This window comes from Halobacteriovorax sp. RT-1-1, from assembly GCF_047085455.1.
Taxonomy (GTDB): Bacteria; Bdellovibrionota; Bacteriovoracia; order Bacteriovoracales; family Bacteriovoracaceae; genus Halobacteriovorax_A.
In genome coordinates this window covers 85,708-108,184 of sequence record NZ_JBKIXZ010000001.1, presented here as the reverse complement: position 1 = coordinate 108,184, position 22,477 = coordinate 85,708, and the positions used below count along the sequence as shown (strand labels likewise).

At 33.7% G+C, this 22,477-nt stretch carries 23 protein-coding genes; 22 read left to right on the top strand and 1 reads right to left on the bottom strand.

Annotation, left to right across the window (positions count from 1 at the left end):
- Position 1: 1 nt before the first annotated feature.
- The 11 genes from ACMAWV_RS00540 to ACMAWV_RS00490 all read left to right on the top strand — a co-directional run bounded on the left by ACMAWV_RS00540 (position 2) and on the right by ACMAWV_RS00490 (position 12,607).
- Positions 2-847: a DUF58 domain-containing protein gene (locus ACMAWV_RS00540; RefSeq protein ID WP_103218480.1), complete on the top strand. Its 846-nt coding sequence runs from the start codon at positions 2-4 to the stop codon at positions 845-847.
- Entirely contained in the window at positions 847-1,629 is a 783-nt protein-coding gene (locus tag ACMAWV_RS00535) for a hypothetical protein (RefSeq protein ID WP_412470438.1), read from the top strand. The genes ACMAWV_RS00540 and ACMAWV_RS00535 overlap by 1 nt, the downstream gene beginning before the upstream one ends.
- Positions 1,619-2,608 (top strand): VWA domain-containing protein, encoded by a 990-nt coding sequence (locus ACMAWV_RS00530; protein ID WP_412470437.1) that lies wholly within the window; start codon positions 1,619-1,621, stop codon positions 2,606-2,608. Before ACMAWV_RS00535 ends, ACMAWV_RS00530 begins: the two co-directional genes overlap by 11 nt.
- Before the next feature lie 107 nt (positions 2,609-2,715).
- On the top strand, positions 2,716-4,416 hold the full coding sequence (locus ACMAWV_RS00525) for a vWA domain-containing protein (protein ID WP_412475812.1): 1,701 nt from the start codon (positions 2,716-2,718) through the stop codon (positions 4,414-4,416).
- A complete protein-coding gene (locus tag ACMAWV_RS00520; RefSeq protein ID WP_412470436.1) occupies positions 4,416-6,074 on the top strand; it encodes a BatD family protein in 1,659 nt (552 codons plus the stop codon). Before ACMAWV_RS00525 ends, ACMAWV_RS00520 begins: the two co-directional genes overlap by 1 nt.
- On the top strand, positions 6,061-6,981 hold the full coding sequence (locus tag ACMAWV_RS00515) for a bifunctional riboflavin kinase/FAD synthetase (RefSeq protein WP_412470435.1): 921 nt from the start codon (positions 6,061-6,063) through the stop codon (positions 6,979-6,981). Before ACMAWV_RS00520 ends, ACMAWV_RS00515 begins: the two co-directional genes overlap by 14 nt.
- Positions 6,974-7,654, top strand: coding sequence for a hypothetical protein (locus ACMAWV_RS00510; protein WP_412470434.1), 681 nt, complete (start codon positions 6,974-6,976; stop codon positions 7,652-7,654). Before ACMAWV_RS00515 ends, ACMAWV_RS00510 begins: the two co-directional genes overlap by 8 nt.
- Positions 7,655-7,729: 75 nt before the next feature.
- On the top strand, positions 7,730-9,406 hold the full coding sequence (locus ACMAWV_RS00505) for a GspE/PulE family protein (RefSeq protein WP_199177555.1): 1,677 nt from the start codon (positions 7,730-7,732) through the stop codon (positions 9,404-9,406).
- 21 nt (positions 9,407-9,427) lie between these two features.
- Positions 9,428-10,567, top strand: a complete 1,140-nt coding sequence (locus ACMAWV_RS00500) for a type IV pilus twitching motility protein PilT (protein ID WP_392993792.1) — start codon at positions 9,428-9,430, stop codon at positions 10,565-10,567.
- 8 nt (positions 10,568-10,575) lie between these two features.
- Positions 10,576-11,790 (top strand): type II secretion system F family protein, encoded by a 1,215-nt coding sequence (locus ACMAWV_RS00495; protein ID WP_103218472.1) that lies wholly within the window; start codon positions 10,576-10,578, stop codon positions 11,788-11,790.
- 205 nt (positions 11,791-11,995) lie between these two features.
- Positions 11,996-12,607 (top strand): type IV pilin protein, encoded by a 612-nt coding sequence (locus ACMAWV_RS00490; protein ID WP_412463554.1) that lies wholly within the window; start codon positions 11,996-11,998, stop codon positions 12,605-12,607.
- A gap of 33 nt (positions 12,608-12,640) precedes the next feature.
- Here ACMAWV_RS00490 and ACMAWV_RS00485 read toward each other — a convergent pair whose 3' ends face one another.
- Positions 12,641-13,303: a hypothetical protein gene (locus ACMAWV_RS00485; RefSeq protein ID WP_412470433.1), complete on the bottom strand. Its 663-nt coding sequence runs from the start codon at positions 13,301-13,303 to the stop codon at positions 12,641-12,643.
- 46 nt (positions 13,304-13,349) lie between these two features.
- Between ACMAWV_RS00485 and ACMAWV_RS00480 the strand changes: the two genes are divergently transcribed.
- The 11 genes from ACMAWV_RS00480 (at position 13,350) to efp (ending at position 22,432) form a co-directional block, all read left to right on the top strand.
- The gene (locus tag ACMAWV_RS00480; RefSeq protein WP_412470432.1) at positions 13,350-14,207 is read left to right on the top strand and encodes an ABC transporter ATP-binding protein; all 858 of its coding nucleotides are present in this window, start codon (positions 13,350-13,352) and stop codon (positions 14,205-14,207) included.
- Complete coding sequence (locus tag ACMAWV_RS00475; RefSeq protein ID WP_412470431.1) at positions 14,204-14,971, top strand: ABC transporter permease; 768 nt, start codon at positions 14,204-14,206, stop codon at positions 14,969-14,971. The genes ACMAWV_RS00480 and ACMAWV_RS00475 overlap by 4 nt, the downstream gene beginning before the upstream one ends.
- Complete coding sequence (locus ACMAWV_RS00470; protein ID WP_412470430.1) at positions 14,971-15,744, top strand: prepilin peptidase; 774 nt, start codon at positions 14,971-14,973, stop codon at positions 15,742-15,744. The genes ACMAWV_RS00475 and ACMAWV_RS00470 overlap by 1 nt, the downstream gene beginning before the upstream one ends.
- A 63-nt stretch (positions 15,745-15,807) precedes the next feature.
- Positions 15,808-16,977, top strand: a complete 1,170-nt coding sequence (pilM, locus tag ACMAWV_RS00465; RefSeq protein ID WP_392993784.1) for a type IV pilus assembly protein PilM — start codon at positions 15,808-15,810, stop codon at positions 16,975-16,977.
- Entirely contained in the window at positions 16,974-17,606 is a 633-nt protein-coding gene (locus tag ACMAWV_RS00460) for a PilN domain-containing protein (protein WP_103218465.1), read from the top strand. Before pilM ends, ACMAWV_RS00460 begins: the two co-directional genes overlap by 4 nt.
- Complete coding sequence (pilO, locus tag ACMAWV_RS00455; protein WP_103218464.1) at positions 17,606-18,262, top strand: type 4a pilus biogenesis protein PilO; 657 nt, start codon at positions 17,606-17,608, stop codon at positions 18,260-18,262. The genes ACMAWV_RS00460 and pilO overlap by 1 nt, the downstream gene beginning before the upstream one ends.
- Positions 18,259-18,693, top strand: a complete 435-nt coding sequence (locus tag ACMAWV_RS00450; protein ID WP_103218463.1) for a hypothetical protein — start codon at positions 18,259-18,261, stop codon at positions 18,691-18,693. Before pilO ends, ACMAWV_RS00450 begins: the two co-directional genes overlap by 4 nt.
- Before the next feature lie 72 nt (positions 18,694-18,765).
- Entirely contained in the window at positions 18,766-20,562 is a 1,797-nt protein-coding gene (pilQ, locus tag ACMAWV_RS00445) for a type IV pilus secretin PilQ (RefSeq protein ID WP_103218462.1), read from the top strand.
- Positions 20,563-21,423: a tetratricopeptide repeat protein gene (locus ACMAWV_RS00440; protein ID WP_412475813.1), complete on the top strand. Its 861-nt coding sequence runs from the start codon at positions 20,563-20,565 to the stop codon at positions 21,421-21,423.
- A complete protein-coding gene (locus ACMAWV_RS00435; protein WP_103218460.1) occupies positions 21,416-21,850 on the top strand; it encodes a type II 3-dehydroquinate dehydratase in 435 nt (144 codons plus the stop codon). Before ACMAWV_RS00440 ends, ACMAWV_RS00435 begins: the two co-directional genes overlap by 8 nt.
- Positions 21,851-21,859: 9 nt before the next feature.
- Positions 21,860-22,432 (top strand): elongation factor P, encoded by a 573-nt coding sequence (efp, locus tag ACMAWV_RS00430; RefSeq protein ID WP_103218459.1) that lies wholly within the window; start codon positions 21,860-21,862, stop codon positions 22,430-22,432.
- The last annotated feature ends 45 nt before the right edge of the window (positions 22,433-22,477 follow it).

Here is a 22,477-nt window from a genome sequence, read left to right as displayed (position 1 = left end):
TATGAAGACACTTGAAGTACATCAAATTGTTCAAAATATGAAAAATAGTTTGTTCAAACGATCAAACTCATTTTCTATTGGTATGCTTAAATCTCACTTCAGAGGAACGGGATTAAAGTTTAAGGAACATCAGGTGTATGTTCATGGTGATGATGTTCGTTTTATTGACTGGAAGATGGTCGCAAAAACAAATACTCCATATATTAAGACTTTTGAAGAAGAGAGAAATGTTGAGATTACAATCCTTTTAGATTGTAGTCCCGGTATGGTTATCGGACACAACGGAAAGTCTAAGCTTGCAGCAGCTTTTGAAATTATATCGTTACTTTATTTACTCTCAGAAAAAACACATGACTATATAGAAACAATTATTTGTTTGAATGATCGAGTCTTAAGAGTTCAAAAAAAGAGAGGAGAGGCAGGGCTCGTTGCGTTTGTTGACGCCTTGAGGAAAACGAATGTTATTAATCAAGCAGGAGAGATTGATGTTGAATATCTGGTTTCTCAAAAAGAAAGAAATTTCGCTAAATTTGATGCCGAACTAGTTCGTGAATTTTATAAGAAAAGAGAAGTCGTTATTCTAAGTGACTTTTATGAATTCTTATCTCCAGAAACCCTAAAGAGATTAACTGCACGTAAACATGTTCATGCTTTTCGTTTGCTCTGTCCCCTCGATACTTCTAATGAGTTTCGATTCTCTATTGTTGGACGTATCGCTGGTAAAGGTAGTGGTAAGGTTGATACGAGATTAAAAGGAAAGGCGGAAGTTTTAGATTTTGGATTTCGTTTGAAAGATATAAATGTAGGGGATCGCTATTTAGAAGACTTTGTTAAGGAGATGTTGTAGTGAAAGCACGTTTCTTTTATGCATTCTTTTCAATTTTATTAATTTGTATGTCATTTAGCTCCTTAGCTTTAGACACCAAAATTGAGATAAGTATTGATAGTGAGAATAATGTTTGGAGTGTTGGTGAAATTAAAGACTTTAAGCTAACTATTTATCCAATAAATGACATAGTAGATGAAGATATAAAGGCTCATTTATTATCACGTGATTTTGCTGATATTATTAAAATATCAAAAGTTAATAAGCAGTATTTCTTAGCTGCTAATCCAGAATATTATATTATTGAAGCCAGTGGTGTACTTATTGCTACACCAAAAGATTCGTTTCCAAAAATCTGGGATTATCGAGGAATGGCCCTAGGGGTTACATTTTCAGACATTGGTTTTCAAGATACTACAATTAAACAACAGGATTTTTTTGTATTTAACAAAAAGCTAAACGAAAATAAATCGATTTTAGATTATTCAATTTATCTTCTTATCGTTCTTATGCTTCTTGGATTGGCTATATATGGTTATCTACAATTTTCAAAAAAAAGAAGAGTGCATCAAAATTGGCAAAAAAGAGTTTTAACTTTTAAAAGTGCTGATACACGTGAAAAGCATGAACTTATATATAGTGAGAAGGATTCTTTTTTTGAATTATTTGAAAACCGTGAAGCCTTTAAAAATTATTTGAATAAAGTAAATGAAGTTCAATATAAAAGAGCTTGGACACCTGAAGATGATGTAGCAATTGTAGCTCTCCATGAAAAAGCAAAGGAGAATATCGTTGTTAAGTAACTATATCTTTCATAATAAGTACTTATTCATCTTTGGAGTTATTGGCTTTCTTTTTTGGTGCGCTGATTTTTTTGCCATTTTTAAAAAAGGTGAACTTATCTTACCTCCTAAATATAGCTTAAAGAAAAAGCCGTCATTTCTAAGAGGGTTGCTGTTTCTAATGGCCATTGGTGCTTGGGCATTAATAAGCTTTTCATTAATGGGCCCAAAAACTCCAATGGGTAAAAGCAATGTGAAGAAAGAGATTAATGACATTTATTTTGTAGTCGACGTCTCTAGATCTATGTTGGCAGAGGACTTTCCGCCAAACCGCTTGGAAGCGGCAAAAGGGCAAATAAGAAAGTTCATTGAACTATCTCCTGTTGATCGCATCGGTATTATTATGTTTGGAGATAAAGTTTTTACACTAATTCCTGTGACTACTGATTTGAAATTAGTCGAACAATCGGTAGAACAAATTAATATTGGTTTTCTAGGCTCAGGCACAAATATTGGGGATGCCTTAGGGCTTGCACTAGCACGATCTGAAACCAGTGTTGCTGAAAACAAATCTATAATTTTACTAACTGATGGTAGTGCCAATGCCGGATTAATGTCACCGATGCAGGCAGCAGAAAAAGCTAAAGAGCTTGGCATTAAAATATACACAATTGGTATTGGTGGTGATCCTGATGCTAAACTACCAGTTGGTCGTGATGCATTTGGTAGAATGAGATATCAAAATATGCCTGGTCAAAGTATGGACTTTGAAACTTTGCAAAAAATAGCTGAGATGTCTGGTGGAAAAGATTTTGTTGCCTCTGATAATGAATCTTTGAATGAGGTACTTTCTGAAATTAATAAATTGGAAAGAAAGGGCCTTGAAATTAAAGGGCGAATTATTTATCAAGAGGACTATTACAAGTTCTTACTTGCTGGCGTTTTACTTTTGATATTAATTGAAAGTACTCGTAGATTATATTTAAGGGAAGTAGCATAATGGATTTCGTTAATACAAAGCTATTGATTATATCTATTATAGTAGTCGCTATATTTATATTTTTTCTTACCTTATTAAGAAAGAAATTTTTCAAGATTGTTAAACAAGTGTGGAATTTTGATTCGCGTTTTATTTCTAAGCTATCTATGTTCTTATATGCGTTAGCATTTTTAGGTTTTGCCTTATCTTTAGGTGATTTAAGAGGGCCGGAGGAACTTGTTGAATCTAATATACCTAATCAACGTACACTTATTCTAATTGATAACTCGCAAAGTATGTTAGTTGAAGATATCAGACCTAATCGAATAGCTAAAGCTGCAATTATTGCTAAACATCTTGTGAAAAATGCATATGGGCACCAGATTGCATTAAGTGTCTTTTCTGACATACAAAGAAAAATTGTACCCTTTACTGATGATGTTGATATTTTAGAGTCACGTCTAGGAAGTATGCTGAGCGCAACACCAGAAGGTGGATCTAATGTGAGTCTTGCTCTTAAAGAAGCTTTTCAGTTTTTTAAAACGAGTGAAGGTTTTTCTAAAGGAAATATCCTCTTAATCACTGATGGTGAAGAGCATGGAAGTGTTGATGTTGAAATACCAGACGAAATCAGCCTTGCTATTATTGGCGTAGGAACTGAAGAAGGTGGAAAAATTCCAATGCGTGGAAAACGTGGAAACTTCTTCGGATATAAAAAGTTTAATGGTGTTGAAATTATATCAAAAATGAATAAGCAATTTTTTGAAGATTTAGTCGGTAAGTCAAAATATGCAAAAGTATGGTTTGTTGAATCATATAGTTTACCGACGCAAGAAATATTGGCTTTCTTTAAGGATGTACATTTAAATTCTTTTACAAAAGGAACTTTGAGGTCTAGGCCGGTTTTAGGATATTGGCTTATTGTTTCAAGTATCTTGTTGTATGTGTTTTCTGTATTACTTGGGCGCTTTAGAACTTTTAAACCAGCTGTCTTAGTTTTACTTATGTGTCTTTTTATTTTGCCTGAAGTTAATACTTTTGCTCAGGACGATGAAGAAACTCCAGTTGATCCCTTACAGCAGGAACTTGTAGATAAAATGAGGGCCGGTAATATTTCTAAAGAAGAGAAGTTGAAACTGGCCGAGCTTTTTCTTAGGCAAAAAGAGGGGCAAAAGCAAGCTGCAGAAATTTATAATGAAACATTAAAGAATTATGAAGATGAAGCACCGGCAGATCTATTTAATTATGCAACTGCACTTTTGAAAGATAATCAATTCGTAGACTCTATTAATTTGTATAAGTACATATTGGAGAAGAACTCAAACAATAAAGAATTAGAGCAAGTCATTAAGGAGCAAATTAAGTTTGCCCTACAAAAGCAAAAACAAGACAAGCAGAAGAAGAAAGAAGAAGAAAAAAAGAAGCAACAAGAAAAGAAAGATAAAGAAAATAAGGATAATCAGGAAAATAACGAGAATAAAGATAATAATGATGACCAACAGAAAAAAGAAGGTCAACAAGACAATAAAGATCAAAAAGACAAGGGTCAAAAAGGAAAGGACTCTAAAAACAATAAGGACAATAAGAAATCAGACTCTTCAGATAAAAATAAAGATAAACAACAGTCTGAAGGTGATCAAAATAAAAATGAGAAGAAGAAACAAAAAACTCAGCAGCAACAATGGAAAGAACTTGAAGATCAAGCTAAGAAAAAGAAGCGTATGAGAAAGGCAAATGGTGTCTTCAAACAAATCATGAATGATGACTCTCAGTTGCAAAAGAAACTTTTTGATTCAACCTCAGATGGTAATAATCGTAAGGATTGGTAATGTTTAAGTATATAGTTTTATTTTTGTTAACATTTTCTTCGCTAGCACAAACGATAACAGCTAAGATAAGTTCATCAGAAGTATCGTTAGAAGACTCTTTTAAGTTGATAATAAATTTTGAATATCAAGGAGAGACTGAACCATATGTTAATTTCAAATTGAATAATGCTGAAATCGTATCTGATAATACGAACGATGCAAGCCGTCTTATGATAAAGGGTTACTTTGCTGGCGGTAAGATGGTTCAAAAGAAAGTTTATAACTATGTTTATGAGCTGAGGGCCATTAAAACAGGTTCTGCAGTTATTAGAGATATTAAAGTTGATTTCGGTGCCCAAGTTGTGAAACACAGATCATTAACTGTTAGAGTTCTTAGTCAAAGAGCAAGATTGCAAGATTATTTTGTACGTGCTGAAGTTGATAAGACACAGGCATATGTAGGTGAAAAGATCGACTTGGTTTATTACATTTACTTTAAAGGGCAGATTTCAAATCCTGAATTTGTAAAATTCCCTGTTCAAAAGAACTTTTTAAAAAGATTTGAATTACCAAGATCTTCGGTTGAAAGTGTAAGTATTCAGGGAGAAATTTATAAACGAGCCGCTTTGTATAAAAGTGTACTATATCCTGAAAAAGCAGGTGACTTATCGATAGATCCAGTTGAAATACGTTTTCAACATCCCGATTATACAAGTAGACGTGGGAATGCCTTTGGTATGTCCTTTACCTTTAGTACTGGTTCCGAAAAAACTAAAGTGTTAAGGAGTGATCGAGTTAAGATTAAGGCATTGCCTATACCTGTTGAAAATATGCCTAAATCATTTACTGGTCTAGTTGGTAAACATACTTTCAACCTAAGCCTGAATAAAAGTAAGATTGTCGTAAATGACGTACTTGAGGCACGTTTAGAAATTCGTGGTGATGGCGCTTTAGAGAAGTTTGATGCTCCTCGCTTGATAACATCAGATGCGTTTGAAGTTTTCGAAACAAGAGCAGAAATGATTGAACAAACAGCTTTAGTTAAAAATAAAGTTTTTGATTATACGTTTCTAGCGAAGAGGGCAGAGTTCGTATCGGAAAGGAAAATAGAACTATCTACATTTAACCCGCTAACAGGGAATTTTGAAACGACAGAATTAACAATTGATCCATTGATTATCATAGGTTCCGGTTCTGCGGCTTCAAATATAGCTTCTGATGAGACTAAAGACGTTGTTAAGAAAGTTCAGCAGACAGCTCCTGCCGAAGTGAAGACTGTTGTTTCTGGAAATATTATGGCCCCTGTTTTTACGAATTCTAAGAAAAAGAATTTGTGGGACATTATTAATTACTCTTTAATCGGGATCGCCGCTTTTGTAATTGCACTAACAGCATTTCCTTACATTCGCTTCTTTGATAGAGACCCATTTAAGAATCTTAAAAGAGAATTTAACTATTCTAATATTTTTCACCATATCACGACATTTACACCAGATGTGCATGGTGATAGTTTAAATGATCGTATTAAGGGGATGAGAGTCTCTCCTGAGGCACGAAAGTACTTTAATGACTTGGTTGATAATGCTGGAAAAAATGAATACAAGGGAGCCAAGTTACCTCTTAAGTATAAAAAAGAATATTGGCAAGAATTAGCTAGAGCAAATAATGAAAATAATTAAAAGTTTAAAAGATATTGAATGTGATAACTTTGCTATAACCATAGGAAATTTTGATGGTGTACATCGAGGACATCAAAGAATTATTAAGCAAATTTATAGTGAGTGTAGCGAAGCTAATTTAAAGCTCGTTGTTATCACTTTCACTCCACATCCTGTAGAAATTCTTAACCCTAAAGAACACTATCTTATCAATAGTTATGAGGAAAGAAGAGAACTTCTATCTGAATTAAGTATTGATTATCTTCTTGAAATTGAATTTAATCGAGATCTTTCAATGAAAGAACCAGATGATTTTTTAAACGAATATATTTTCAATCACGTTGAACCACAAAGAATATACTTAGGACATGATTTTGCCTTTGGTGCTCAGAAAAAAGGGAACCATGAGTTTGTTAAGAAATTTTGTGCTGATAAAGTAACAGATGTTAATGTTCTATGCTCTTACGATGTAGAAGGGGATAAAGTATCAAGTACGATCGTACGAGATGCACTATCTATCGGTGATGTTGAAAGCGTTGCTAAATATTTAGGGCGCGAATACTTTATTCGCGGACGAGTAATCAAAGGAGCAGGTCGAGGTCGTCAGATTGGAATTCCAACTGCGAATTTAGCACTTGATCGCTATCGTCGCTACCCTAAAAATGGTGTTTATATAACTAAAACGAAATTTGGTGAATCAACTTGGTTTTCTGTGACAAATATTGGCCACAATCCTACATTTACTAACGGTAATAACGTTTTTGTGGAAACACATATTTTAGATTTCGATAATGATATCTATGGAAATGAATTAGAAGTTTCTTTTGTAAAGAGGCTAAGAGATGAAAAAAAATTCTCTTCAGTTAATGAGCTTATTGAACAAATAAAGCTTGATGTAGAAAAGACTCGAGAATATTTTAATGCTTAAGCTTGGTTTACTGGGAAAAGATATTCAACACTCAAAGTCACCACAAATCTATGATGAATTATATAGTGGTCAGGTAGAATATAGTCTTTTAGATGTCTCTTCTGAAGATAAGATTCCTTGCCTTAAAGATATATTTAAAACGTTACAAGGCCTTTCGATTACAGCACCATACAAGAAACACTTTTTAAATGATGTAATTCTAGAAGAGAGTGTTCGAAAAATAGGGGCGATAAATTGTATTAAATTTGATGGTACACAATTTTATGGCACAAATACGGACTTCTTAGCGGCCAAGGAGATCATATTAAATAATGCATATCATAAGAAAGATATCGTCATGCTTGGTGATGGCGCTATGACGGATATGTTTAAGGTCTTATTTGAAGAGCTAAATATTAGCTATCATCAATTTTCTAGGCGAAAAGATGGTGACCTTAATGCAGTTAAATACGAACAATATGTAGAACTAGATAATCTATTGATTATCAACTGTTGTGCTCGTCAATTTCAATTTAATTTATCGTTATCAACTAAGTCTATTTTCTGGGATATGAACTATTCCCATCCATTTCATCACTCTTTTCTGAGCAATAAACTCACTTATATAGATGGAAGTGAACTTCTTTACCTACAAGCCGTAGCAGCAAAAAAATTTTGGAACTTTACGTTATAATAGTAAATAAATAGTAAATAGTTAGTGTATCTAAGTATTCAATATTTAAAGAAACTAATCTTAGGATAACGTAAGGTGATAAGAAAAGAATTTCTAGAAGTCATTTCAAAAACGGGTATGGTACCAAGAAAAGATTTGGTGCCTTTGGCCGCAAATAAAAACCCAGGTGTTGTTTCAGAACTCGATTTGTTAAAGTTTAATTTCTTCGATGATATTAAATTTGCAAAAGCAATTGCAGAGTTAAGTGGGCTTACATATGTTGATCTCTCTGAAACTCGTGTTCCTGGCTCTACACTTCAGTTGGTAAAAAAAGGTGTCGCAACAAAATTTCGAATCGTACCTTTAAAAAGACAGTCCGGTACTTTATCTTTAGCAATCTTTGATCCCTCTCTTGTGGAAATTAGAGCAGAGATTCAAAAAGAAATTCAATCAAACGTTGAGTTTGTTCTTACTTCATTATCAGCTTGGAAAACTTTATATCAAAATATTCAAGCCTCTATTGATGAAATACTTGAGACGGTTAGAGAAGTTAGAACTGATCAAGCTACTGGTGACGATAATGTTAAAGAAGAAGATATCGGAGAAGATATTATTTCTTACGTAAATAAGGTACTCGCTGAAGCGTATATTAAAAAGGTTTCAGATATTCATGTTGAACCTTATGAAAATAATTTTAGAATTAGGTTTCGTTTAGATGGATCCTTACATGAATATGCAGCACCTCCAAAATCGATGCTTTTACCACTTGTCTCTAGAATGAAAATTCTTTCACAGTTAGATATTTCTGAAAGAAGAATCCCACAAGATGGGCGTATTAAGCTTGAAATTGATGGTAATCCAATTGACTACCGTGTTTCAACACTTCCAACATTGTTTGGAGAAAAGGTTGTAATGCGACTGCTAGATCAATCAAATCTACAGCTTGATATGACTAAGTTAGGTTTTGAAAAGAAACAGCTAGAAGTTTTCTTAGAAGGGATTAAGCAGCCATATGGAATGTGTCTTGTAACTGGACCAACAGGGTCTGGAAAAACGACGACTCTTTATTCAGCACTATCAGAACTTAATAATATAGAAAAAAATATTTCCACTGCAGAAGATCCTTGTGAATTCAACTTGGAAGGTATCAATCAGGTTAACGTTAGAAAAGATATTGGTTTAGACTTTGCAAGGGCCCTTAAGGCCTTTCTTAGACAAGACCCTGATATCATCATGGTTGGGGAGATTAGAGATCAAGAAGTTGGAGAGATTGCTATTGAGGCCGCTCTTACTGGCCACATGGTTCTTTCTACGCTTCACACCAATGATGCGCCTTCAACGGTAACTCGATTGTTAAATATGGGAATTGAACCATTTCTTGTAACTGGTGCGTTGAATGTTGTTGTTGCACAAAGGTTATGTAGAAAGATTTGTGAAAATTGTAAGACTATAGATGAAAGCGTAACTGTTGATCAGATTGTTGCATGTGGAGTTACTCCTAATTCTGCAAAGAACTTAAAAGTCTATCATGGTACAGGTTGTGAGTTTTGTGATGGGTCTGGATATAAGGGCCGTGTCGCAATCTATGAAGTTCTAGAAATGACTCCTGCTGCAAGGGACCTCGTTTTAAAGCATTGTTCTTCTGATGATTTGAAAAAACAGGCTATCGCTGACGGTATGAAAACTCTAAGAATGTCTGCATTAACCAAGGTTGCAGAGGGTGTCACAACTCTAGCGGAAGCAATTAAAAACTCAAGTGTTGATAAATTATAAAAATATAAATGGGTGATATAGATGAGTAGCGATAATACGCAAACAAAAACTAAAACCGAAACAAAAACAGGTGCTATCACGAGTGCGGAGTCTTTGAAGATTCAACAGTTATTTAAGCTGATGGTTGATAATGGTGGATCCGATTTACACTTAACTCCTGGTACAGCTCCTGCAATGAGAGTCAACGGGGATATTGTAAGAGTTAAACTACCGGCCCTTGATGCATCCTCAAGTAAGTCACTTATCTATCAAATTCTTTCTGAAGAACAGAGAAATGAGTTTGAAAAGAATTTAGAGCTAGATCTTGCATTTGGGATAAAAGGCCTTGCACGTTTTAGAGCAAATATTTTTTATTCTAAAGGTGGAGTTGCGGCAGTATTTCGTTTGATTCCAAGTGCTGTTCCTGACTTTAAAGCACTTAACTTACCAAATGTTTTAATGGAAATGACTGATGTTTCAAATGGTTTATTTCTAGTTACTGGGCCTACTGGTTCTGGTAAGTCGACGACTCTTGCAGCTCTTATAAATCGATTAAATGAAATGGAGCCTGCGCATATTGTGACACTGGAAGATCCTGTTGAATTCGTCCATCCTCACAAAACGAGTATTGTAAACCAACGTGAAATTGGACGAGATACTCATTCATTTGAAAATGCTTTAAAAGGTCTCTTAAGACAAGATCCGGATATTGTTCTTGTCGGGGAGATGAGAGACGTTGAGACAATTGAAGCCGCTCTAACGATTGCGGAAACAGGACACTTGGTTTTTGGAACACTACACACTAACTCATGTGTGCAAACAATTAACCGTCTCGTTAACGTATTCCCTTCAGATCAACAGGATCAAGTTAGAACGCTACTTTCATTTGTTTTACAAGGTGTTGTTTCACAACAGCTTTTACCTAAGACATATGAACCAGGACGTGTCGCTTGTTTAGAAATTCTAAGACCTACACCGGCAATTAGAAATCTAATTCGTGAAGATAAGATGCATCAAATTTATTCTCAGATGCAGATTGGTCAAGATAAGACTGGTATGACGACAATGAATCAGTCAATTAAAAAACATGTTGATTCAGGGGCAATTGATGCAGAGACAGCAATGTCGTATTCAACGAATCCGGAAGAACTTGGGCCGCAACTAGGTCTTAAGGAGAGATAGAGTAAGATATGCCAATTTATAAATGGGAAGGACTAGATAAAAACGGAAAGAAGACCAACGGTCAAATACAGGCCAATGATGAGAAGGACGCTAAGAAAAGACTTCGCGCCCAAGGAAATCGTGTACGTAAAATTATTCCACCTTCGATCTTAGAATTTGATATTAACACATGGTTAATTGAAAAAGGTATTGGTTCTGCTTTCGGTGCAGCCGAGCTTATGAACTTTACAAAGCAATTGTCTATTATGATCAATGCAGGTGTACCTATTATTTTGGCGCTTGAGATTATTTATAAATCAGAGAAAAATCCTTCTTTAAAGAATGCTGTTAAAAATATTGCGACTGATGTTTCAGAAGGTAATACGCTAGCCGAAAGTATGCGTAAGCAACAAGGCTTTGATAACCTTTACTGTAACCTTGTTAAGGCCGGAGAGGTTGGAGGGATTCTAGATGAGATTCTTTCTAAACTAACAGAGCACTTAGAAAAGCAAGAGAAGATTAAAAAACAAATTAAATCAGCTATGAGTTATCCATTAATTGTTTCAGGTATTGGTGCTTTAGTAGTTTGGGGACTAATTACTTATGTTGTGCCTCAGTTTACTGGAATGCTTGCGGACACTGGACAAGAGCTCCCTTGGATTACTCAATTTGTAATTGATACTTCAGAATTTTTTGGTGAATACTCTGGCAAGATGATCCTAGGTGGAATAGCTTTATTAATTTTTCTAACTTACTTCATAAAAACACCTCAAGGAAAAATTGTATTTGATAAGTTTTCAATGAGTGTACCAGGCTTTGGTATTGTTATTATTAAGGGGAGTTTAGCTCAGTTTTCAAGAACTCTTTCAACACTGCTTGGTTCAGGTGTAGCACTCATCGATGCCTTAGAAATTTGTGTTGAAACAATTGATAATAGTGTTATCTCTGGTGATATCAAAGAAGTAAGAAAGAAAGTTATTGAAGGTAAAACTCTTACTGAACCATTAACTAAGATTGACTACTTTCCAGAAATGGTTGCTCAGATGATTAAGGTTGGTGAGTCAACAGGGGCAATTGATCAAATGCTGGCAAAGATCTCTGTTGTTTTTGAAGATGAAGTTAATGATGCAATTACTGCAGCAACAAAAATGCTAGAACCTTTAGTTCTTGTCGTTCTTGGTGGAATTATTGGTGGTGTTCTTATAGCAATTTACTTACCAATGTTCATGTCAGCGGGGGCATAAATACTTAAATTGACAAAGATTAGAGGCAAAAAAGTAGTTAAAATTATTTATTGTTTTAAGATAAGGCATTGATATTATTGGGATTTAATTTTTAACTTAAATATGCCGTAAAGTAGTTATAGGGCTGGTTAAATCTTAATTTTAGCTAAGTTCTTAAAGTTATTTAAATTAATCTATCTAAATTAGATTAACGAGGAGAAAAGACATGAAATTTACGAACGAGTTGAAAAACTCAAAAGGGTTTACCCTAGTTGAGTTGATGGTCGTTGTTGCCATCATCGGGATTCTATCTGCGGTAGCAATTCCAAACTTTAAAAAGTATCAAGCGAAAACGAAAACTTCTGAAGCGAAACTTCAGCTAGCTTCAATTTACTCAGCGATGACAGCTATCCAAACTGATTATGATGCCTTCGGTACATGTTTAGGTGATGCTGGTTATGTATCTCCAAATGGTGCATGGGATTCATCTACTCCAACTAGTGGAAGTAACTATTATTCAATCGGATTTAGTGCTGCTAACTCGACACCAAACCAAATTGTTAGAGATAACGGCGGAACTTGTCAGAATATCGAATTTGGGGCACCTGCATTTAAGAAGGTTGGTGGACAGAGAACAACTGTTGCTAACATTTCTACGATCGCTGTTTCAAACATGGGGAATGGTTCACAAACTGCTCCAGGTGTTGATGCTCAAGGTGGTTACTTTGTAGCTGGAGCAATCGGCTATATTGATACAGATAACATTACAACTGCTAAAGCTAGTAAATGGGCAATTGACCAAGACAAAGTACTTAGAGAGATTAATAAAGGTTACTAATCTTTAATTTAATAATCTTGAAAATAGAAGGCCTCATTGATTTGAGGCCTTTTTTATTTCTTCTATTTTCTTAATTAAAACTTCTCGTTCTTTTATATCTTTAGTTCTATTCAATTGTAATTGAAGGAGTTGGAGGTGAGACTGTTTAGACTTACGTTTATTCTTAGCCTCTTCAATTAATCTTGGGAGAATTACAAAGTTTAGAGCATAAGGTGTCTTTTGAATCTTTTGATACATTAATAGGGAATTGTCGTAATCTTTGAGTTGAAAGTGATAGTTAAAGGCGGCATTGTACATAAGTCTGTAATCGTTAGGAAAAACCTCTAAACCTCTATTGAATATTATCTCCGCTCCCAAAATATCATCTTTAATGATTGATAAGTAGATACCACCATGAAGATAATTTTCGTAAAACTCTCTATCTAAATCAGCAATTAGTTTAAACCTATAATATAGCCATGACTTCTCTTGATTCTTTACGTGTTCAATATCTGCGTCAAGAAGCGTTTTTGTCCAATAGTAGCTTGAAATAAAACGGTAGTTTCCAAATGAAACAATTTTTATAAAATCACTATTTAAAGTAGTAAATAACTCAGGATTAACTGGTTTTTTAAATGAGAGATTATAGTTAATTCCTATTAAAAGTATGAATAGGATCAAAGGAATCAATTTATTTGTAAGTTGTGTTTTCTTCATGAGCATATCTGATTATACTAATATTAAAAAAAATAAAAAGGCTTCTATGTTAATTTGTGAAAATATATCAAAATCATTTAAGAAAGATTTTTGGAATAAAGATTTTTTAGCATTACAAGATGTAACTTTTGAACTGAATGCTGGACGAATCGTTGGTTTTCTTGGTGCTAATGGTGCAGGAAAAACAACTCTAATCAAAATTATTCTTGGATTCATTAAGCCGAACTCTGGTTCGGTTAAAATCTTGAATATTGATTGGACTGAAGATGAGGTAAGAAAGTTAATTGGTTATATGCCAGAGCGACCATACTATTATCAGAATTTAACAGGTTATGAGTTCTTAACCTATTGTGGAGAACTACAAGAAATTGAGAACGAAGAGATTGAGAAAAATATTGAAAAATGGGCGACTAAGTTAGAGATTAAATTCGCTTTAGACAGGAAGATTAAAGGCTATTCTAAAGGGATGTTACAACGACTAGGTTTTGTCTCAGTACTTTTACATAATCCAAGACTTATTATATTAGATGAGCCACTTTCAGGCTTAGATCCAATCGGACGTAAAGAATTTAAAGACGTTATTAAAGAGGTTAATGAAGAGGGTGTTGGTGTATTCTTTTCTTCACATATTGTGAATGATGTCGAAGAAGTTTGCCACGATGTTGTTGTTCTAGAGAGTGGCAAGATCATTTATAACGGGCCGATTAAAGAATTAGTATCACAAAATACAAGTAATAAATTTATCATTAAGTACAATGATGGAGATAAGGATCATGAATTAGTGGTAGATGAAGATCTGAAAGATCAAAAAATCTTAGAATTAATTGAAGCTGGATCAAATGTTTTAAAACTAAATAGAGAAAGCTCGTCGTTAGAAGAAATAGTGTATCGGTTAAACAAATGAAGAATATATTAACAATCGCAAAGTTTACATTTAAAGATATTGTTAAGAGTAGAGTGCTCTATCTTACTTTTTGGATTGCTCTTTTTATCTTAACTTTAAGTTATATAACTTCAGAATTCTCTTATGGAAACGTTTTAAGAATTTCAATAGACTTTGGTTTAGGGGGAGCTTCATTGGCAGCAAATATTCTTGCAATTTTTGTTGGTGTAAATGTTTTGTCAGATGAAATTGAATCGCGAACTATATATATAACCTTGTCTCGACCTATTTCGAGAGTTAAGTTTTTACTTGGTAAAATCTTAGGAGTCTCGTCTATTCTTGTTTTAAGCTCATTTGTAATATTTGGAACTTCGTTAATAGTTTACTTATTACGTGGTGGTGCTCTTGATGGAGTTATAATTAATTCACTATTCCTAGGAATATTAGAGTCAACTTTACTTTTCTTGATTGTGCTTTTCTTTAGTTTAATAACTTCACGTGCACTAAGTGTTATCAATACTGTCGTTATTTATTTTGTTGGACATGCAATAACTCATATTTCAAGTTTATCTTTTGTAAAGGATAGAGAAGGACTTGAACTAATACTGCGAATATATAAAGCAGTACTCCCAGATTTAAACTTATTAAATTATAAGCCATTCGTATTTAATTCAAATCTTGTGTCAAATCAAAATATCATGAATAGTTATTTATATGGGCTTGCTTATATTTTAGTGCTTTCTTTTATAAATGCATACGTATTCAAAAATAAAGAGCTTAGCTAATGATATTACTATTTAAAATATATGCGTTTATCTTTGGAGCAATGATAGGAAGTTTTCTAAATGTTCTCATTTTGAGACTACCTACTAATGAAAAGTTTTTTATCGATCGGTCACGTTGTCCAAAATGTGGCTTTCAACTTAAGTGGTTTCACAATATTCCAATTTTAAGCTTCATTGGCTTAAGAGGGAAGTGTGCTAACTGTAAGACGAATATTAGTTTTCAATATCCAGTTATCGAGTTACTTACGGCAACTATATCGTTATTTCTATTTGGAGGCGAAATAAGTCTTCATGGATTAACTTCTTATTTATTCTTTTTTACTGTTGCTTGTTGCCTCCTTGTTCATTTTGTCATTGATGTACGTCATCAAATATTACCAGATGTAATTAATGTATATTTGGGAATAATCTTTTTTATCCATGTCGTATTTTTTTATAATTGGAAGCACTGGGTTCTAGGTGGATTAATTGGATTTTTAGTACCTTACTTAATTACTTACCTATTTTATAAAATTAAAGGTGTCATCGGCCTGGGTGGAGGTGATATAAAGCTGTTTGGTGTTCTCGGAATTTATCTTGGTCCATTAGGAATTATTCATAATATGCTCTTTTCATGTATACTAGGAAGTTTGCTAATGATGCCTTTATTACTTTTCAAAGTTATTAAAAGAGACCAGGCAATAGCATTTGGGCCATTTATTATTATTGTGGCCGTTATTCAAATCTACTTTCCAAGTACCTTTAAAATGATGCTGGGCGCATTGTTGTTTTAAATAACTTCTTGAAATGACTGGACTGTGCAGAGTATAATAAAATAATACTTTGATAGGTCACGGATGAAGAAGAATATTGATATACAGGATGTTATATTTAAAATTAGGGAAGCTTTAGGTTTAGTTCCTAAAGAACTTATTGGTGTTGACATTGGTCAAAGCTCAGTAAAAGTCTCTAAAATAGTTACCAAGAATGATACTTATAAATTAGTTAAGTATGCATCTGTTCCACTTCCGGAAGCTGCAATCATAGAAGATGAAATTCAAGATGAAGAAGCTCTAAAAGAAGCTTTAAAAGAAGCTTTTAAAGAAGCGAAAGTCACAGAGCCCTATATTTGCCTTGGTCTATCTGGGCCTAATACAGTAATTAAAAAATTACAATTGGCCGGTGGAGATGATGAAGAACTTGAAGATCAAGTAATTTGGGAAGCAGAGCAATACCTCCCATTTCCGGTTGAGGACTGTAATATCGATTGGTATGTCATCGGTGAAAACATGGGTGGTGGTCTTGATGTTATTGTTTGTGCGGTAAAGAAAGATGTCCTTGAATCATTCAAAACAATAATTGAATCCTTAGGTAAGATCGTAAAAGTCGTTGATTTGTGCTCTATTGCGATTACTAATATCTACGAGCTAGCTTCTGAAGAGGATTTATCATCAGATATTGATGATGAGTCAGAAGATGAAATATTTGAAAATACTTCAAGTACAGATATAAATAAAATTCTAATTCCATCGACATTGCTAATTGATATTGGTTCTCAGGCAACTGTTTTTATCGTCCTTAAAAAAGGTATTCCAGTCTTTGTTAAAGAAATCATTATTGGTGGCGCGAGTATTACAGAAGAGATTCAGAGACAATTAGGGGTAACATTTCAAGAAGCGGAAGACTTAAAGAAGATGTCATCTGGTGAAGGTGTTCCTGATGATGTGTTAATGATTATTAATGAGATTAATGGAACTCTTGTTAACGAACTAAAAAAAGCTCATGACTTTTATATTAATGCAACTTCTGATGATTCTTTAAAGAATATTACAGTAACTGGCGGTTCAGTGCGATTACCTAATTTACTTGAGGAAATCCGATCATCTTTTGGTGTTGATGTTAATGTATTGAATCCATTTAATGAAATCGAATTTAATGAAAATGATTTCGATGATGATGAATTAAATGATATGGCCCACGAAGGTGTTGTTTCATTTGGATTGGCCCTTAGGGAGTTTCCAAAATGATAGAAATAAACTTATTAGAAAAAAAGAAACCTTTAGAGCTACCAGTAATTCTTGGTGTTGATTTTAATAAGGTAAATAAGAAATCGCTTCTTATTGGTTATGCTGTTTATTACGGACTTACATCTGTTCTAATTCCAGGTTTTAAAAATAAAAATCAAGATGTACGTGATGAGATTGTTCAGCAAAAGGCAGTCTTTAACAGACTAAAAAAAGAAGTTGATTCATTTGGTTCTTTAACTGAAGTTATGGATGCTTTTACAAAAAGAATTGAAGAGTTAAAAAGTAGAGAAGCACTTGTAGCGCAAGTTATGTCTAATAAATCTAACCCATATAAAGTACTAAGAGGACTTTCTGGATCATTGAATGATGATATTTGGTTTAACTCTCTAACAATTGACGACAAAAAAGTTATCAAGATTGATGGGGAATCAATATCTTTTTCATCGGTCGGGGACTTTATTAACAACGTTAAAGAACTTGAGTATTTCATACCAAGAAATGGCTACTCTTCTGAAACATTTGGTATGAAAGAACTTAAAGAAACTTCAGATCAGCTTTACGGTGAAAGTGTTACATTACAAAGTTTTTCAATTGAAGGGAAAATCCAATCATATGGAGATCTTGAGTAATGCTATCTCTAATTAATAAGCTATATTTAATCTTAATCGTTTGGGGCGCATTCCAGGCTTATGAAGCGTACAACGAAGTTGAAATTGAAAGAGCAAGTCTTCAAGAAGAAGTTAATATTGTAAACGGCAGAATTAGTAAGAAGAAAAAAGAATTAAAAAAACTTAAGGATTACGAAAGAGACGTTGAGCAAAAGAAAGAAGAGATTGAAATAGTTGCTCAAAAACTTGAAGAGACACAAAGACGTCTACCTAAAGATATTAGTGATAATGAAAGTATTAACTTAATCAAAAAGCTCGGAGAAAGCTTAAAGATCAAAGATGTACAAATTAATCCAAGCGGACAAGAAGAAAATGGATTCTATATTACGAAATATTATACATTTTCAGGGAAAGGGACATATCTACAATTCTTACTTTTACTAGAAAACATTTCTAAACAAGAAAGAATTTTAAATGTTAGAGATATTAATTTAAGTAAAATTACAAAAACAAATAAGTCTCGTTACGAAATAATTAATCTATACGCTACGATTGAGAGTTATATTTATAATCAAAACCATAGAGAAAAGCGTGGTATTGAAGAAATTGAGCAGAAACTTAAACAAGAACAATCTAAAAAACCTGCGAGAAAGAAAAGAACTAGGAATAAGAATTGAAAAATCAGAGCAAATTAATATTAGCATGCTTATTTTGTTTCTTAGCAATAGGACAAGCGCCTGTTGAACTAGGTTCCGGAAGAAATATTAGAGACCCGTTTAAAGTTAAATATAAGAAAAAAATGGGAAACAAAAAAGCGAGAAGAGAAAAGTTTACTGGTTTCTCTAATAAGCTTACGACAGATCATCTTCGTATTGATCGATTAAGAGTTACAGGTATCTTTTTAGGTAAAGATCCACGAGCGATTATAAAACAAGTTGAAGAAGAAGGATTATCTCAAGCTGTAATCATAAAAGAAGGTATGAAAATCGGCCCAGATCAAGTTGAGGTTAAAGCAATTCTACCTGGTGGAGTAGTATTAGTTGAGAAAATTATTAATGTATACGATGAAGAAGAGTACTTGGAAACAATACTTCCTTTATCAGAGTAGTTCATAATACTTTTATAAAATTCAATTTGTGATATCATAAAAATATAATAATTTTACTTAGGAAGAGTAAAAATGAAAAAAATAGTTATTGCAGTATCAATTCTATACTCATTTCTTGCACTATCAGCAAATTTAACAAAAATTGATTTTCAACAGAAAGACGATTTAAGTTATTTGAATTTCAATTTTGATAAGAACGATTTCAAAATTAAAAAGTTCCAAGTCGTTAAAGACAAACAAGTCATTATTGATATTGAAAATACAGTATCCACTCAAAGAGTTCTTAGAGCTTTTGATACTTCTGAATTTTCAGGTTCGGTAGTATTTGTTTCTGCTTTTAAGGCTCCAGGGAAGTCTCAAGATATTAGAGTCGTCGTACAATTAAGAGATAATGTTCGCTCTAAACTTCAAACTTCAGGAAACCTTGCAAGTATCATTTTTGAAAATCGTTACGGAGCATTTGCTAGTTCTAAAGAGGAAGAAGGTGCTTTAACAACAGCTGAAGAAAAGAAGAGTCAAAGACTTCTAAAGCCAAAATCTAAAAGCATGGAAGATATCTTAGAAAACTTAACTCTTTCAGGGCAAAAAAAGTATGTTGGTAATAAGATTTCCTTGAATGTTAAGGATATGAAGATCAATGACATTCTTGATCTTATTGCGGATGCCTCAGGTTTCAACGTTATTATGACAAATGATGTTGCTGAGTTAAAACCATTATCACTTAACTTAGTAAATGTTCCATGGGATCAGGCACTCGATACAGTTTTATCTATTAATAAGTTAGTAGCAGAAAAAAATGGTGCAATTCTAACGATTAAGACACTTGCTCAAGCAACAGAAGAGAAAAGAAAAGAAAGAGAAGCTACGCAAATTAAAGAAGTAGCAGAACCTCTCGTAACTAAAGTTCTTCCTATCTCTTATTCTAAAGCTAAAGACTTAACGACTCTTTTAAAGGACTATGTTACTCCTGCAAGAGGTTCTTTAATTGCTGATGAAAGAACTAATAATTTAATCATTAATGATACTCTTGAGACGACAGAAAAAATTGCAAAGATCGTTGATATTCTAGATCGTCAAACTCCACAGGTTCTTATTGAATCAAAAATTGTTGAAGTTAACGAAGGTTATCAAAAACAAATTGGTCTGCAGAATGGACTCAATTTTGGATATGACCCAATTGGACAAATACCAACTTCTACAGATTTAACAGGTTCGGCCAGTTCGACTAGTATTTCTGGTCCAGGGCTAAGCTTTTCAAGTGCTCCAACAACTGGTGAGAACACAAGGAACTTACTTGGTGTTACAATCTCAAGATTTGGACGCTTATTTGATTTAAATTTTCAGTTACAACTTTTAGAAAGTGAATCAAAAGGTAAGATCATTGCTTCTCCTCGAGTTGTAACTAAACATAACGTAAAAGCAGAAATTATTTCGACAGACACAACTTCTTTTGAAGAAAGAGAAGGGACTGGTGAAGATATTACAATTACATTCAAAGAGACAACTGCCGAGCTAAGTTTGGCCGTTACTCCTCAGGTTGCTAATGATGGGGCAATTGATTTAATTGTCGAACTATCTAAAGAGCAATTTGGTACTGCACCAGCAGCGGGAGCACCACCTGATAAAACTAAAAGACAGGTAAAGACAAATGTACTTGTTGAAAATGGATCAACAATTGTTCTAGGTGGACTTTATAGTTATTCTAAAATTGAATCGCATTCTGGTGTTCCTTATTTAAAGGATGTACCTATTGTCGGTTGGCTATTTAGAACTCCGTATAATCCACAGGTAAGTAAAACAGAACTTGTTATTTTCATTACACCGAGAGTTATTAATCAAGAACGTGCAGGTTTAACAAGTAGCTTGTAGATGAAAAATTATAATAATCTAATCACGAAATATAAAAGTCAATTGGAGAAAGACCCTCGATCGAAGGTCTTTGCTCCTTTGGCCGAAATATACAGAAAAGTTGGAATGAATGATGAAGCATTAGCTTTACTTAAAAGAGGACTAATTCATCATCCTAGCTTCTCTGCTGCTATTATTGTTTATGGCCAGCTATTATTAGAGAGGGAAGAGATTGAAGAAGCTTACACTGTATTAAAGCCACAACTTTCTATTAATGGCGATAATATTAAGTTTCTTAAACTTTTTGCTCATTCTTGTTTTAAACAGAATTTGATCCTTGAGGCCCTAAATACATATAAAAGAGTTCTTTTTATTTCACCTAAGGATACTGAAGCAACTGAGTTTATTGTAAAATATGATAATTTTGACAGTATTGAAAATGAAGATCTAACTCAAAAAACTTTTGATATATCGAATTTAGATGATGAAATAGAAAGTTGGAGTACCTTAAGTTTAGTTCCACAAGTTAAAGAAGAGCCAGTCGTTGAAGATAAACCTAAGAGTGAACCAGGACAAATCTTTAGCCATACTCTAGTTGACCTTTATCTAAAACAAGGCGCAAAACAAAAGGCGATAGAAGTTCTTAACAGTGCGCTAGCTGAAAATCCTGAAGATCAACGTATCCAAGATAGACTACTTGAGCTTGAGGGACAAGACGAGATCAGTGAGAGTAAGGGCCGTGAAGACTTAATGGCCGCTTTTGAATCGACAGCTAAGAAATTAGAGCAAAAACCAAAAGTAGAACTGGAAAAACTGACAATGGCCTTTGAGCTATTCGAATCATACTTAAAGAAAAGAAGCAGCGAAGTTTTAAATGGATAAATTCTTAGTCATTAATGGTCCTAATTTAAATTTATTAGGAAAAAGAGAACCATCTATCTATGGCACACTTGATCTTGATGCCATTGAAAAATACACCAATGAAAAACTCGGGCAGTTCGGGCATAAAGTTGATGTTGAATGGTTCCAATCTAATGGTGAGCAAGAGATCATTGAAAAAATACATGCTGCGTCAGAAAGTGATATTAAAGCGCTGATTATCAACCCAGCAGCTTTCTCTCATACTAGTATTGCTATTTTAGACGCCTTGCGCGTGATGAAATGCCCAGTAATTGAAGTACATCTTTCAAACACAAACCTAAGAGAGGAGTTTAGAAAGAATAAAATTACTGCAAAATCTTCAACAGCTGTGATAGAAGGTTTAAAAGAAAAAGGTTACTTCCTAGCAATATTATCGCAATTAATTTAAAGGGTTTTTATGGAAATATCGACAAACGACTTTAGGAAAGGTTTAAAACTAGAAATCGATGGCAAACCATATGTTTGTATTAAATGTGACTTCACTAACCCAGGTAAAGGTTCAGCTTTTTATAAGTTAAGAATCAAAAACCTAGAAACAGGTGCAGTTATTGAAAGAACTTTCAAGTCTGGTGTAGCAACTGGTGCTCTTAAGCCAGATCTAGAAGAAAAAGAAGTAGAGTATTTATACAATGATCCTGATGGGTTTAACTTCATGGACCAATCGTCTTTTGAAACAATTCACGTTGCAACTGAATACATTGATGATGCTGCTAACTACCTACAAGAAGGTATTAAAGTAGGACTATTATATTATAAAGGTAAACCAATTTCGATTGAACTTCCTAACTTTGTTGAGTTATCAGTAACTGAAACAGACCCAGGTCTTAAGGGTGATACAGCTCAAGGTGGATTAAAGAAGGCAATTATGGAAACAGGTCTTCAAGTTAACGTTCCACTATTTATCAAAGAAGGGGAAATCCTAAAAATTGATACAAGAACTGGTGATTACGTCGAGCGTGTAAACAAATAATTTCTTAAATATAAAGGCCCTTTTAAAGGGCCTTTTTCTTATCTC

Bases quoted from the DNA above. Each gene is read 5' to 3' on its own strand.
- ACMAWV_RS00540 (WP_103218480.1), top strand. From the start codon at position 2: ATGAAGACACTTGAAGTACATCAAATTGTTCAAAATATGAAAAATAGT.
- ACMAWV_RS00520 (WP_412470436.1), top strand. From the start codon at position 4,416: ATGTTTAAGTATATAGTTTTATTTTTGTTAACATTTTCTTCGCTAGCA.
- ACMAWV_RS00515 (WP_412470435.1), top strand. From the start codon at position 6,061: ATGAAAATAATTAAAAGTTTAAAAGATATTGAATGTGATAACTTTGCT.
- ACMAWV_RS00510 (WP_412470434.1), top strand. From the start codon at position 6,974: ATGCTTAAGCTTGGTTTACTGGGAAAAGATATTCAACACTCAAAGTCA.
- ACMAWV_RS00500 (WP_392993792.1), top strand. From the start codon at position 9,428: ATGAGTAGCGATAATACGCAAACAAAAACTAAAACCGAAACAAAAACA.
- ACMAWV_RS00495 (WP_103218472.1), top strand. From the start codon at position 10,576: ATGCCAATTTATAAATGGGAAGGACTAGATAAAAACGGAAAGAAGACC.
- ACMAWV_RS00490 (WP_412463554.1), top strand. From the start codon at position 11,996: ATGAAATTTACGAACGAGTTGAAAAACTCAAAAGGGTTTACCCTAGTT.
- ACMAWV_RS00485 (WP_412470433.1), bottom strand. From the start codon at position 13,303: ATGAAGAAAACACAACTTACAAATAAATTGATTCCTTTGATCCTATTC.
- ACMAWV_RS00480 (WP_412470432.1), top strand. From the start codon at position 13,350: ATGTTAATTTGTGAAAATATATCAAAATCATTTAAGAAAGATTTTTGG.
- ACMAWV_RS00475 (WP_412470431.1), top strand. From the start codon at position 14,204: ATGAAGAATATATTAACAATCGCAAAGTTTACATTTAAAGATATTGTT.
- ACMAWV_RS00470 (WP_412470430.1), top strand. From the start codon at position 14,971: ATGATATTACTATTTAAAATATATGCGTTTATCTTTGGAGCAATGATA.
- pilM (WP_392993784.1), top strand. From the start codon at position 15,808: ATGAAGAAGAATATTGATATACAGGATGTTATATTTAAAATTAGGGAA.
- ACMAWV_RS00460 (WP_103218465.1), top strand. From the start codon at position 16,974: ATGATAGAAATAAACTTATTAGAAAAAAAGAAACCTTTAGAGCTACCA.
- pilO (WP_103218464.1), top strand. From the start codon at position 17,606: ATGCTATCTCTAATTAATAAGCTATATTTAATCTTAATCGTTTGGGGC.
- pilQ (WP_103218462.1), top strand. From the start codon at position 18,766: ATGAAAAAAATAGTTATTGCAGTATCAATTCTATACTCATTTCTTGCA.
- ACMAWV_RS00440 (WP_412475813.1), top strand. From the start codon at position 20,563: ATGAAAAATTATAATAATCTAATCACGAAATATAAAAGTCAATTGGAG.
- ACMAWV_RS00435 (WP_103218460.1), top strand. From the start codon at position 21,416: ATGGATAAATTCTTAGTCATTAATGGTCCTAATTTAAATTTATTAGGA.
- efp (WP_103218459.1), top strand. From the start codon at position 21,860: ATGGAAATATCGACAAACGACTTTAGGAAAGGTTTAAAACTAGAAATC.